This is a genomic window from Fictibacillus sp. NRS-1165, from assembly GCF_050468105.1.
Lineage (GTDB): Bacteria > Bacillota > Bacilli > Bacillales > Fictibacillaceae > Fictibacillus_C > Fictibacillus_C terrinigri.
Genome location: NZ_JBDPNU010000023.1, coordinates 57,169 through 69,393 on the forward strand (window position 1 = coordinate 57,169; position 12,225 = coordinate 69,393).

Here is a 12,225-nt window from a genome sequence, read left to right on the forward strand (position 1 = left end):
TTGTGTCATAACCTACTGTATATCCATAGTATGTATGGAATCTTCAGATCATGATGGAGAAAGGATGGGAAACAACAATGGGTTTGAATCATAAGAAATCAATTCCTAAAGCAACTAACAGCCTTCAGGAAGAATGCATAAGGGTTCAGAAAGTGTATGACTGGGTAACTGATACGTTTTCTGTAACCAAACAAGTCACCTTTAATCCAGAGCAACTAAGGAGGATAGAAGAGGCTCTGCAGGATCCGGCTCGCCGGCCGCTTCGCATCACATGTCAAACACCGGTTACTCCACCGGCTTTCCCGCTGAGCGACATGGAATCGACATCATCCAGACACTTTGCAGAATGTGAAGATTTCCTTTGTGAACAAGTGGGAGAAAAGAGAGATGTAACGGTCGCAGTAAATGGCAACTTTGTAGATGCCCAACTCGTGGAGCTATTGTTTACATCTGAAATTAAAATAGCTGTTGTAGATCGTCGCGGCAAAGTGGTCACACACCTGTCAACAGATGCATCCGTACTGGAGCCATTTGTCCTCTGTTTCCCTGATGGAACCGATCTATTCTGCAAAATAACTAAAATTCTGTGCAGGATCCCATCAGGTACAGTACTTCTAAATTCGCCTGCTCCTACTTCCTTTAATATCACTGTGACATTCTGCGTTGATATTCAGATCGAGGCTGAAGTGAAGCTGGAAGTCCTCGCTAAGTTCTGTTCACCTCGTAATAACGATCTGACTGCAGATGTGGAAATGGAACAACAATGTCCAGACGTTGAATTCCCTGCACAATGCCCGGATATTTTCCCGCGTCCTAACTGTGACTGCAGTGTGACAGGTGAAGCGAGCGGTAATACCGGTAGGAATGCGACAGTTGAAGGAAGGCTGACAGTGCTTGCAGATATTTGCCCGAATTGCAGCCTGACGGACAGTTCACTTCGTTTCAGCTTCACCGATGCAGACGGCGATGAAAATGACTTTACGTTCACTGCTGAAAGTTTTGATCAGGATACGCTGAATTGTGAAGCTTGCCATGGGAATGGCGTGAAACTTACGGTTTCTGGTGTTGGTACTACGAATGGAGGCGATGAACTTGATTTCAACTTTGCAGCGGTCAACAACAATTTCGGAACACAGTTCCAGCTTCAGCTCATTAACAACAAAGGTGTAATTAAATTCGAATCAGGGATCGTATCAGCAGATGAGGGAAGTCTTGAAGTTGAGGACTGTATCACTTTCGGAGATTTAAAGGTTAATCGGCCATAAACGAATCGTGAAGGAAAAGAGCGAGCGCTGACTCGCTCTTTTTTTATGAAAAGGTGAACGTAAACACCGAGAATACATAAGATAAAGTGGGAGCCTATTTAGGAGGGGGATTTATATGCATTCTCAAAAAGAACGGTTAAGCTATGACCGTCTTATTGCTCGGGCCCAATTTTATCAAGAAAAGTCATTGGAATTAGAAAAAAAGTTAGTTTTTGCTGAAGAGAAGATTGAAAAACTTGAGAAGGATGCAGCAGATTCTTCTCGGGAAACAGAATTACAGGCACTTGAAGCTGAACGGACACGGCTCAAAGAAGAGGCAGCCGCATTAAAGATGGAACTCGAACAAGCGAGGCGCGTTGATTACGACCAAAGGGTAGCCGATTATGAAGAACTGCTGAGTTCGGTCCAAAAGGAGATGAATGAGAAGGAGATTAAACTGGATCTCAGCCAGCAAAAAATAAAAGCACTCGAAAAAAAGCTTTCATTGCTGGGAAGACCGGATCCTTTTATGAAAAAAGCCGAGGATGAGGAAGAGGAGAGCATCTTTGTTAAAAGGGATTATGAGTGCCTTTGCTTGTTTGACTACTCTGTTATCATGAATGACAACCAATCCGGTTTGATTAAGGGATCGTTTATTATTGAAAATACAGGCTTGATCTCATTGTTGAATCCATCGGTTTGCCTTCGTTTTAACCCCGTTGAAGCGAATGTAATAAAGGGAAAAATCTATTCCAGTGAAAATCATGAAGTAAGCAATGACAATCTTTCTAATTTTCAATGGATGTTTGTGGATAATGACTGGTCGCAGGAAGCAAAAGAGCGGGGGGAAGTCTGGATCTGCCCGCTGCGAGAAATGTCCATTGAACCTGGAGAGAAAGCGGTGATTCAGGATTACCAGATACCCTTTAAAAAAGAAGTCATCGGCAATCTTACAGTCGAGGCTTTCGTGTTCTTTAACAAACAGCAGTATAAAGTTAAAGCAGCCAATCATATCGCTATTAATTTTTGATGATTACGCCCTGTCCCTTCTCTGTAATTTTGCATACTATGTGAATTATAGAGGAGGTTAAAATATGTCCTACAGTAAAAATAAAAAGAAAAAGGTTATCAAGGTTGATAAACTGATTTTAGAGGCGGATGAGATCGTCGTAATCAAGGAGCAGAAAAAGCATCATGAATATAAAGATCCATGGACGCCTTGTCATGTTTATTCTCCAATGAAAAAAGAATCTTCCAGCTGCAAGAAAGAAGTGGTTTATGTAAAACATGAATCTTCCAGCTGCAAGAAAGAAGAATCTTATGTAAAAAAGGTATCTTACAGCTGCAAGAACGAAGAGTCTTCGATGAAAAAAGAATCTTCCTGTTTCTGTGAAAAAGAGTCTTCGTCTTCATCTTTTTCATATGAACATGTTCAGCATGAATCTAGTTTCCATATGAAAGAATCATCTTCCAGCCATGTTTCCTGTAAGAAAAAGAAACATAAAAAGCGCAAACATTGCTGCTGCAGATTTTCCTGGATTTAAGCCGGCCATCAAAAAAGAACACAATCGTGTTCTTTTTTGATTCTTTCATAAAGGTTAGTTTTCTTTCATTACTAACAGTTCTTCTCCCTTTTTCCATTCTGCGTATAGAACCTCTTCTGCAGAATTGATTTTCCTTTTTAGCAGCTGTGACCTTAGCCAGTCATCATTCAGTCCTGCCGTTTTTAAATTTTCATTTAAAATTCGGCCATCCAAAATCAAAGTGACAGGAAGAGTCACTTCTTTATCAGGCAAATGCAAGTCATTGCGAGTAGCCGGCACTATATCGGATTTAGGAAGAACGGAGATGGAGCCGTTCGTTTCCAGGACGGCATATTCAATATCTCTTAAGCTGAAGTAGCCTTTCTGGCGGATCAGACTTTGCAGCTGATTAATATCAAGTTTGTTCTTTTTGAGCTGTTTTCGGTCGATGATGCCCTTTCGGACCACGATAGAGGGGGAACCTTCGAGTATGGTACGAAACTTCATCGATTTTTGTGTAAGCATTTCTAAGGAATACATGAGGACTCCCCACACGCTGATTGCAAAAAGAATCATCCAAATGTGGACATCGGGGTCATACATCGCATTACCGACAAGTTCTCCAAGAATAAGGGCAGAAATAAAGTCAAACGGAGTAAGCTGGGATAATTGTGTCTTTCCTAAGATCTTTGTCAGAAAGAAAAGAGCAAAGAATCCAATGACCATTTCAATTGTAATTGTACCTAGATTCATGACAGCCCCCACAGGTGCGTAATTAAAGTTAGTGTACACCTGTTTGGCTAAATTAATCCGGGAGACACAAAAAAGCATCAAACTGATTCAAGATCAGTTCAATGCTTTTTGCATGGCTACATGCCAAATGCCAGCATCCAGAAATGGTTCCGTTGTAGTTGTGGTATACCCTAATTTTTTATAGAAATCCTCTGCCTGGAGCTGAGCATATAATGTAACGGACGGATACTTGGACTGTTTTGCTTCTTCTTCCATCTTGTTCATCAGCAGTTCACCCAGCCCTTGTTTGCGATGGCTGGCCAGAATACAGACTCTTTCAATTTTTCCGCCGCTTTCAATGGGCCGCAAACGCCCTGCGCCAATTGGTTTACCATGATCGTAAAGGACAAAATGGGCCGACCTATCTTCGTGCGCGTCAATCTCTTCCTGTTCTGAAACATTCTGTTCTTTTACAAAAACCTGTTTTCGAACGAATAAAGCATCCTTATAGGAGGGATCATTCGTTGACAATACTTTAACTTCCAAACTTAAACGTCCTTTCCGAGTGTGAAGGTCCTGAATACTTTCCAGCGTTCAGCTTCTTCGTCCATCTTTAAGAGATGAAATTCCGATACAGTTTCTTTGTATTCCATTTCAACCATCTTTAACCGCTCCAGTACATCAGCATGCTCCACATCAGAGAGCTTTTGAGCCAGTGTCAGATGGGGAACAAAATTATAAGGATGTTCATGTTCAAGTGGTCCTTTATAAAGCTGTTCATGCAGGGAGCTAAGTTCATCGTTATTATCGACTTTCAAATAAATGACATTATTGACAGGATGAAAAGAGCTGGCACGAGTAATGTGAATAGGAATCGGAGGAATATTCTTTGCGACTCTTTCAATGTATTCAATGATTTCATCAATTTCAGCATCGCTGGCTTCAAACGGATCTTTAAGTGTAATATGCGGTGCGATAATAGAATAGTGAGGATCATAGCGTTTTCGATATGAATTTATATTATCTTTGAGTTCTTCGGATGGGAAAATAGCAATACCGTATTTCATTGAAATTTCCTCCCTTATTTTTTACTTAGTATATCAAAAATTCTAACAACTTAACAAATCGAATTATTTGCCGTATATAAATTCTAAAGCAGCTCTAAGGTTTGCTTGCCAGTCAGACCATAGATGATTTCCTTCAAATTCTTCATAACGATAATCAAATCCTTTGTTCAGCAGCCAGTCTGACAACTCTCGGTTTGGAGTTAAAAAATCTTTTGTGGTGCCATCAACCGATGTAAAGCTGTTTTCTGCATTGCCAACAGAATGATAGACCGTGAGCAATTCGTACGCAGTAAAGGAACGGATATCCTCCAGGAACTGTTTACTTACGAACGGAGACTGAACAATGATCTTGCTGAACGTGCGTGGAAATGAGATGCCGCATGTGAGGGATACATAACCTCCCAGCGAATCTCCCAGCAGGCACATACCCGAACCTAATAGGAACGTATTAAACTTTTCGTGAACATAGGAAGGCAGTTCCAGAGACATAAAACGAATATAAGCGTGATGCTTTTCTCCTCTTGGATGATATTTATGATATCTGTCTTCTCCGCGCTTGTGGGATATACCTATGATGACCATTTCTTCTATTTCAGTTTTCTGGATCATTTCATCCGCTAACGATGCAAGACGTCCCAGCTGAAAATAATCAGGCCCGTCCTGTGCGATTAATACAGGATACTTTTTTAGGGTCGTGAACGCCGGAGGCAAGTAGACCAATAAAGTGAGATCCTCTTTCAGTTCTTTGCTATGTATGGTTTCTTCATATACGGTGCCTTGAAAAGTGGACATAAAGATTCTCCTATCATAAAAACAGCGCTTTCATTGTATCCGTTTTATTCTACCATACAGTGGTATAATGTTATCAAGATTTAAGAATTATTCGAGAAAAATTCAAGGAAAATACAGGGGTGAGCCTAATGGCAAAACGAGTGCACAGCCGGGATGTGGAGTCTGCAGCGCGTTCCTTGCTCGCAGAGCGGGGAGTAACTATTCCGGAAATCGCTGAAATTGTGTTTGAAATGCAGTCTCCGTTTTCTCCTCAACTAACGATGACAGAATGTATTGAAAGTGTGGACGCTGTCTTGACGAAGCGAGAGATCCAGCACGCACTTCTTGTTGGAATTGAGTTAGATAAACTGGCAGAGAAGAAGATGCTGTCTGAGCCCCTGCAATCTATTGTAGAGATGGATGAAGGTCTATTTGGCGTGGATGAAACCATTGCCCTTGGTGCGGTCTTTGGCTATGGGAGCATCGCCGTCACGACGTTCGGGCACCTCGACAAGTATAAATTAGGCATCATTCGCAAGCTGGATACCAAAACCTCAGAAGGCATCCATACCTTTCTTGACGACCTTATTGCCAGCATAGCCGCGAACGCTTCGAGCAGGCTGGCTCACCGCCTCAGGGATCAGGAGGAGCGTCTGTCTAAGCAGGAAATAGAACAGCACGATCAAGAAGAAAAGATAGGATAAAAAGGAGCTGTCCCAGCAACGGGGCAGCTTTTTCCCATCACCCATTTTTGCTTTAAGGAAGGACCAAGTATAGCTTATCTACATATGGTAGTAATGTGTAAACTTTATAGAAGGGAAAATGCATATGCAAAATAGAATGTACCCGTATGGTCAAGGGGCGGGTTACGGCTATGGGCAAGGCAGCTATGGGAATCCGAACATGAATCCCAATATCGACTATCCAAACCCCAACGTGAACCCAAACATGAATTATCCCGTCAGCCCCAATATGAATTATCCGGTAAGTCCTAATATGAATGTAAATATCCCGATCAGCCCCAAAATGAAATACCCTAAAGAAGAACAGCCAACCGCAGTAAGTCCGGCAGAGGAGACAAAAGCCAATAATTTTCTAGGGATTTCAGAGACGCTTTCCGTCTGCCCGTGTCCCCCAGGAGAGAACGTGTGGGCTGCCCTCGTGAACCCTGAAGGTTCAGGTGTAGATCTGGCGTTACAGCGAATCACCATCTCTAATATGACCTGCAGCCCGGTAAACGCCCAAATCTATTTTAAGCCCACGCTGCCTTTCAATGGAAGAATGTCAGGGAATGTTACTCCTGCAGACTTGTCGAAAACTCCACCTGCCCGGCCAAAAGGGCAGATTCAGTTTGGTTCGCTTCCTAACTCCCCGGTCAACGGAGTTGTAGCAGCATCGAGAATCATTCCTCCATACAAAAGTATTACCGTCGACCTGGATGGATTATGGGTCATCGCAGCAAGAACAAATGTAATGGTTTTCCTCACTTCTACTTGCGATGACAGCAGCTTGAAATCAACTGTAGCGTTTGAATGGGAAGAAAAGTGATGGTTATAAAATTAGGCCCTTTTTAGGGTCTGTTTTTCTTTTTTTATTAATTTTAAAAAAAGCAGTTGCCAACTAAGTGAAAAATGAGGTATACTTCTATTTGTCCGATACATAATCACATTGATCCGATAGCTCAGCTGGGAGAGCGCTACCTTGACAGGGTAGAGGTCGGGGGTTCGAACCCCTCTCGGGTCACCATACATATTTAGAGCTAAAAGTGCACAGGGCTCCACCTGTGAGCTTGTATAACCTGCTTAGTGAACTCTGTACGGTTTAATCCGAAAAGAGAACATTAAGGAGGTTTTTTTGTTGGCTTCAATTGAGAGGATGGAAAAAAAGTTCATTGCTGAGAAGAAGTTCCATGGGTTAACCGCGAACAGTTTGAGGAGTTACTAAATTGAATGTCAAAAGGACAGCAAATTTTAGCTGTCCTTTTGTGATATTCTCTGTCATTTTACGATTAATTGGGATAAAAACCACCTCAAAACGGAAACCGTTACTTTTTAAGTGGCTTTTTTATTTTTGTATCAATAACCAATCCAGGGCTGGATCAGGAATGACCACAATAGATTCAGGATCGCCCTTCGATGAACCAATTCTGAGTCGGAGTCTTATTGATAGAGGTTACGGAGTTTACGTCACAGCATTTAAATTTTACCATGCTCCCATCAGCAATCTCTCCCGTAACAAGACCGTTAGAAGAGTCATAATGTCTAAAAGTAATTTCAACCGATGTATCATGTAAACGAACAATCACTTTGTTTCCCGATTTAAGGTGTTTAAATCGTTTACAGGATTGTGAATGTTTTGAGGGGAATTTCATTCTTCAACCACCTTTTTAAAAATTGGAACTTGTACTTGTCATAGTTTATGCGTTTCGTTCTTGGTTGGTTTGGACGGGCAGCAAAATTTGGACAAATACACTTACCCACACAAAGAATAGTCGAGACTTCTCGAACGGCAGGCTTTTCAGTCCTCTTTAATGGTGTCTCGCCGTTTTTTTCTGTATGGTTGAGGGAAACATAAACAGATAGAAAGGATGATAGTTTTGAGTGAAAAAATGAAGGCGGTAGGTTTGTATAAGTATTTGCCGATTGAAGATCCTGAGAGTCTTTTGGATGTTGAAATTGATAAACCTTCTCCAGGTGAAAAAGATCTTCTCGTAAAAGTTAAAGCTGTTTCAGTCAATCCAGTTGATACTAAAGTGCGCAGTCCGAAAGATGCAGAAGAAAAGCAACCGAAAATTCTCGGTTGGGACGTTTCAGGCATAGTGGAGAAGACGGGTTCGGACGTAAGCATGTTTAAAGCCGGTGATAAGGTGTACTACGCCGGATCTATTGCACGGCCGGGAGGAAATAGTGAATTCCACCTTGTGGATGAAAGCATTGCGGCCCTTAAACCAAAAACTTTCAGCTTTGAAGAAGCGGCTGCCATGCCCCTTACGAGTCTGACAGCCTGGGAAGGGCTATTTGAACGGCTGGGTATCGGGATGAGTAAGGATGAAAACAAAGGGCGTACGATTTTAATTATAGGTGCAGCTGGAGGAGTTGGCTCGATTGCGCTTCAGCTCGCCAGCTGGGCAGGATTAACCGTAATCGGTACAGCCTCACGATCAGAGACCGAAGATTGGTCGAAGGAACATGGAGCGGAATACACAATCAGCCATTATGAGGATTTTTTGCCGCAGCTGAAGAAATTAGGACTTTCTGAAGTGGATTATATTTTTTGTCTGAACAGTACCGACCAGCACTGGGAAAGAATGATGGAAGCGATCACCCCTCAAGGAAAGATCTGCTCGATTGTGGAAACGAAGACGCCACTGAACATCAGCCTCATGCAGCAAAAGAGTGTAACGTTCATTATGGAATTCATGTTTACAAGATCCCTCTTTGGAACGGAGGATATGAAAAAGCAGCATGAAATATTGACAGAGATGGCCAAAATGTTCGATGAGGGAATATTAAAAACAACATTAACTGAAATCCTTCAACCCATTGATGCAAAAACGATGAGAGATGCCCACTCGAAAGTAGAGTCAGGAAAGACGATCGGAAAAGTGGTAGTAAGCCGAAAAGAAGAATAGGAGAGAATGATGCATTTGTTCAAGAATAAAGTAGTTGTTGTTACTGGAGCGGGTCAGGGGATTGGCAGACAGATTGCCATAGATTTTGCAGGCGCTGGAGCGAAAGTGGTGATCGCAGATCACAAGGAAAAGGAAGCGAAAGAAACTTTAACTAATATACAATCCGGTGGAGGGCAAGCGGTCTTTATTCAAACGGATGTCCGCGAGCCTGAAGATATTTCCTCTCTAATGAAACAAACAAAGCGTGATTTCGGGCCGGTTGACATTCTCATCAACAATGCCGGAAAAGGGATATGGAAATCCCCGTTCGATTTGGAACTGGAAGAGTGGGAGGATGTCATACAAACCAATCTCCGGAGCGTATTTTTATGTTCAAGGGAAGCTGGTAAACAGATGAAAGAAAACGGAGGAGGCTCCATCGTCAATATTGCATCGACCAGGGCTTCCATGTCTGAACCTCATAGTGAGGCATATGCCGCAACAAAAGGGGGTATTGCTGCACTCACACATGCTATGGCCGCATCCTTCAGTGAGCATGGAATTACGGTTAACGCCATCAGCCCAGGCTGGATTGAAACGAAGGATTATGATGGTTTAAGGGAGATTGACCATGAGCAGCATTGGTCCAAGAGGGTAGGAAAACCATCAGATATCTCAAGAGCCTGTTTATATTTAACGGCACCTGAAAACAACTTTGTTAATGGGGAGAACTTGGTGATCGATGGCGGTATGACACGAAAGATGATCTATCATCATTAAAATAGAACGAATAAGGAATGCTAAACGTAGCCTTTTTCAGGTGAATGAATCATAAGAGGGTGTGAGGGGCTATGCCGGATGAAAAGATACAGAGCGGAGTTGAGAAGGGTGTATATCTCAGTTTACTTGCATACATCGTCTTGTCACTGCTGAAGCTTGGCGTAGGATGGATTTATTCTTCAGAAGCTTTGGTTGCTGACGGTTTAAATAACTCGACTGATATTCTGGCATCAGTCGCCGTCCTTATCGGATTAAAGATTTCCAAAAAACCGGCAGATCGTGATCACCCTTACGGCCACCTTCGAGCTGAGACGATTGCATCCATGATTGCTTCCTTTATAATGGTGGTTATCGGACTTGAAGTTTTTATTTCTGCAATAAAGAGCATTGTGGAATTTAAGATAAGGCCACCGTCAACGATAGCTGGCTTCACTGCAGTCATTTCAGCGGCTTTAATGCTTGCGGTCTACCGCTACAACATTAAACTTGCTAAAGTAACAGACAGCCAAGGCTTAAAGGCGGCAGCCCTTGACAACCGGTCGGATGCATTCGTCAGTATCGGGGCAGCAGTGGGCATCTTCGGAGCTCAATTCGGCATCGTGTGGCTTGATCCCCTTGCAGCGGTGCTGGTAGCAATGATGATCATCAAAACAGGGTGGGATATCTTCTACGAAACTTCTCATAATCTTTCAGATGGATTTGATTTTGAAGAAGGCAAAGAGATGGAGAAGGTAATCCTTCAGGTCAAGGGCGTAAAACAAGTAACGAGCTTAAAAGCAAGAAAGCATGGAAGTCTGGCCATTATCGATGTAACGATCGATGTAGACCCCTCATTGAATGTCGTTGAAAGCCACATGATTACGGAGAATATAGAAAAATCGCTAAAGCAGGAGTATAAAGTAGAAAGCATTTCGGTTCATGTAGAGCCGCATGAGATAAGAAATGAGGTAGAGAAAAATGAATGAAAGTTTCAGGCAGATGGTATCTGCCAAGAGAGAAGAACAGCAGACAAAAAGACCACTGGTGCTTGCGTCAGTAGTCATTGCCATGTTTATGGCAGCGATCGAAGGTACGATCGTATCAACTGCGATGCCTGGAATCGTAGGAGATCTTGGGGGATTCGCATTATATAGCTGGGTGTTTTCAGCTTATCTCCTCATGCAGTCCGTTACCATTCTTATTTATGGAAAACTGTCCGATCTTTATGGACGGAAACCGGTGTTCATTATTGGAATCATTCTTTTTCTAATCGGTTCTTTACTTTGCGGATTTGCAGTGTCCATGAAACAGCTTATCATATACAGACTCATTCAGGGTCTTGGAGCAGGTGCTGTACAGCCTATCGCAACTACCATTGTTGGTGACATGTATTCAATGGAGGAACGGGCAAAAATACAGGGGTATCTTGCTAGTGTATGGGGAATCTCTGCCATACTCGGTCCCTTGCTCGGAGGATTTTTTGTCACTTATTCTCATTGGTCACTTGTTTTCTGGATGAATATCCCCCTGGGAATTCTAGCCATGATCGGAGTCGGGAAATATCTTCATGAAAACTTGGAGAAAAAACAGGTACATATCGATTATCTGGGATCACTCTTCGTTTTAGTCGGTGTCAGCGCGCTAATGGTGCTTCTCATACAAGGTGGAACCGCTTGGCCTTGGAATTCGTGGGAGACCTATCTGTTGGCCATATTATCAGCGGGCGTTCTCTTTTGGTTTGTTGTTCATGAATCCAAGTTCCCGGAACCGCTGATGCCGGTCTTATTGTGGAGGAACAAACTTATTTCTCTCTCGAACGCGGCATCTTTAACGAATGGAGCGATTCTTATCGGCATATCGAGCTTCCTGCCCGCTTATATCCAAGGGGTGATGGAACAGCCCCCGGTGGTTGCAGGATTCGCACTAACGGCGATGTCCATCGGCTGGCCGATCTTTTCAACCATTGGCGGCAAGCTTCTGCTTAAGGTAGGATTCCGTCCGGTTGCAGCAGCAGGAGGAATTGCTTTAATTGCCGGTTCCATTTTCTTCGTTCTTATGGACCCTTCCAAAGGTCCGGTATGGGCAGGAGCCGGCTCATTTTTGATTGGCTGCGGGATGGGGCTTACGAATACGACCTATATAGTGGCCATACAGAATAATGTCGATTGGAGAACGAGAGGTATTGCTACAGCATCGAACATGTTCATGAGAATTGTGGGAAGTGCCTTAGGAGCTGCTGTACTTGGCGGTATCTTAAATACCAGACTTAGTACATACTTTGAAAATCACGGAGACAAAAAGGTTTCACTCGATGCGGCTAATATACTTCTGGATGAAGAAAAGCGAAGCAGACTGAGCAGCACTGCTATCGAACTTATGCAGCACGGCCTCTCTTTTTCGTTGTCAGATGTTTATAAAGGTGTTCTGGTGCTGTCTGTATTGAGTTTTCTTTTCTCTGCGCTTCTCCCAAAACCTCCGCACAAAAAAACAGGTGATCGATTAGACTGACCTAGCGATTT

Annotated in this window: 13 protein-coding genes and 1 tRNA gene; 10 read left to right on the plus strand and 4 right to left on the minus strand. The window is 42.9% G+C overall.

All coding sequences use genetic code 11. The features are described 5' to 3' along the window. Positions 1 to 77 precede the first annotated feature (77 nt). From ABHN01_RS09995 to ABHN01_RS10005, 3 genes are all read left to right on the plus strand, one after another. Positions 78 to 1,265 carry a hypothetical protein gene (locus ABHN01_RS09995; protein WP_429875420.1) on the plus strand — a complete coding sequence of 396 codons (1,188 nt, stop codon included), beginning with the start codon at positions 78 to 80 and terminating at the stop codon, positions 1,263 to 1,265. Between the two features lie 115 nt (positions 1,266 to 1,380). Then, positions 1,381 to 2,274, plus strand: coding sequence for a hypothetical protein (locus ABHN01_RS10000; protein ID WP_429875421.1), 894 nt, complete (start codon positions 1,381 to 1,383; stop codon positions 2,272 to 2,274). 64 nt (positions 2,275 to 2,338) lie between these two features. Next, entirely contained in the window at positions 2,339 to 2,788 is a 450-nt protein-coding gene (locus ABHN01_RS10005; protein WP_429875422.1) for a hypothetical protein, read from the plus strand. A gap of 54 nt (positions 2,789 to 2,842) precedes the next feature. On the opposite strand, the gene ABHN01_RS10010 is transcribed toward ABHN01_RS10005, so the two are convergent. The 4 genes from ABHN01_RS10010 to ABHN01_RS10025 form a co-directional block, all read right to left on the minus strand. Beyond that, a complete protein-coding gene (locus tag ABHN01_RS10010) occupies positions 2,843 to 3,520 on the minus strand; it encodes a YetF domain-containing protein (RefSeq protein ID WP_429875423.1) in 678 nt (225 codons plus the stop codon). Between the two features lie 93 nt (positions 3,521 to 3,613). Further along, on the minus strand, positions 3,614 to 4,045 hold the full coding sequence (locus tag ABHN01_RS10015) for a GNAT family N-acetyltransferase (RefSeq protein ID WP_429875424.1): 432 nt from the start codon (positions 4,043 to 4,045) through the stop codon (positions 3,614 to 3,616). Between the two features lie 2 nt (positions 4,046 to 4,047). After that, a complete protein-coding gene (locus tag ABHN01_RS10020; RefSeq protein ID WP_429875425.1) occupies positions 4,048 to 4,566 on the minus strand; it encodes a 2'-5' RNA ligase family protein in 519 nt (172 codons plus the stop codon). A 63-nt stretch (positions 4,567 to 4,629) separates the two neighbouring features. Continuing rightward, complete coding sequence (locus ABHN01_RS10025; RefSeq protein ID WP_290399754.1) at positions 4,630 to 5,358, minus strand: alpha/beta hydrolase; 729 nt, start codon at positions 5,356 to 5,358, stop codon at positions 4,630 to 4,632. A gap of 128 nt (positions 5,359 to 5,486) precedes the next feature. Here ABHN01_RS10025 and ABHN01_RS10030 point away from each other — a divergent pair, with 128 nt between their 5' ends. From ABHN01_RS10030 to ABHN01_RS10060, 7 genes are all read left to right on the plus strand, one after another. Next, positions 5,487 to 6,041 (plus strand): phosphatidylglycerophosphatase A family protein, encoded by a 555-nt coding sequence (locus ABHN01_RS10030; RefSeq protein WP_429875426.1) that lies wholly within the window; start codon positions 5,487 to 5,489, stop codon positions 6,039 to 6,041. Between the two features lie 124 nt (positions 6,042 to 6,165). Continuing rightward, positions 6,166 to 6,885, plus strand: a complete 720-nt coding sequence (locus ABHN01_RS10035; protein WP_290399752.1) for a DUF6143 family protein — start codon at positions 6,166 to 6,168, stop codon at positions 6,883 to 6,885. Positions 6,886 to 7,007: 122 nt separating this feature from the next. Further along, positions 7,008 to 7,083: transfer RNA gene (locus ABHN01_RS10040), tRNA-Val, on the plus strand. A gap of 841 nt (positions 7,084 to 7,924) precedes the next feature. Beyond that, entirely contained in the window at positions 7,925 to 8,968 is a 1,044-nt protein-coding gene (locus ABHN01_RS10045) for a zinc-binding alcohol dehydrogenase family protein (protein ID WP_429875427.1), read from the plus strand. 9 nt (positions 8,969 to 8,977) lie between these two features. Then, positions 8,978 to 9,727, plus strand: coding sequence for an SDR family NAD(P)-dependent oxidoreductase (locus ABHN01_RS10050; RefSeq protein ID WP_429875428.1), 750 nt, complete (start codon positions 8,978 to 8,980; stop codon positions 9,725 to 9,727). A 71-nt stretch (positions 9,728 to 9,798) separates the two neighbouring features. Further along, a complete protein-coding gene (locus tag ABHN01_RS10055) occupies positions 9,799 to 10,692 on the plus strand; it encodes a cation diffusion facilitator family transporter (RefSeq protein WP_429875429.1) in 894 nt (297 codons plus the stop codon). Further along, positions 10,685 to 12,214 carry an MDR family MFS transporter gene (locus ABHN01_RS10060; protein WP_429875430.1) on the plus strand — a complete coding sequence of 510 codons (1,530 nt, stop codon included), beginning with the start codon at positions 10,685 to 10,687 and terminating at the stop codon, positions 12,212 to 12,214. Before ABHN01_RS10055 ends, ABHN01_RS10060 begins: the two co-directional genes overlap by 8 nt. Positions 12,215 to 12,225: the final 11 nt, after the last annotated feature.

Coding starts and splice junctions, on each gene's coding strand:
- ABHN01_RS09995 (WP_429875420.1), top strand. CDS start 78: ATGGGTTTGAATCATAAGAAATCAATTCCTAAAGCAACTAACAGCCTT.
- ABHN01_RS10000 (WP_429875421.1), top strand. CDS start 1,381: ATGCATTCTCAAAAAGAACGGTTAAGCTATGACCGTCTTATTGCTCGG.
- ABHN01_RS10005 (WP_429875422.1), top strand. CDS start 2,339: ATGTCCTACAGTAAAAATAAAAAGAAAAAGGTTATCAAGGTTGATAAA.
- ABHN01_RS10010 (WP_429875423.1), bottom strand. CDS start 3,520: ATGAATCTAGGTACAATTACAATTGAAATGGTCATTGGATTCTTTGCT.
- ABHN01_RS10020 (WP_429875425.1), bottom strand. CDS start 4,566: ATGAAATACGGTATTGCTATTTTCCCATCCGAAGAACTCAAAGATAAT.
- ABHN01_RS10025 (WP_290399754.1), bottom strand. CDS start 5,358: ATGTCCACTTTTCAAGGCACCGTATATGAAGAAACCATACATAGCAAA.
- ABHN01_RS10030 (WP_429875426.1), top strand. CDS start 5,487: ATGGCAAAACGAGTGCACAGCCGGGATGTGGAGTCTGCAGCGCGTTCC.
- ABHN01_RS10035 (WP_290399752.1), top strand. CDS start 6,166: ATGCAAAATAGAATGTACCCGTATGGTCAAGGGGCGGGTTACGGCTAT.
- ABHN01_RS10045 (WP_429875427.1), top strand. CDS start 7,925: ATGATAGTTTTGAGTGAAAAAATGAAGGCGGTAGGTTTGTATAAGTAT.
- ABHN01_RS10050 (WP_429875428.1), top strand. CDS start 8,978: ATGCATTTGTTCAAGAATAAAGTAGTTGTTGTTACTGGAGCGGGTCAG.
- ABHN01_RS10055 (WP_429875429.1), top strand. CDS start 9,799: ATGCCGGATGAAAAGATACAGAGCGGAGTTGAGAAGGGTGTATATCTC.
- ABHN01_RS10060 (WP_429875430.1), top strand. CDS start 10,685: ATGAATGAAAGTTTCAGGCAGATGGTATCTGCCAAGAGAGAAGAACAG.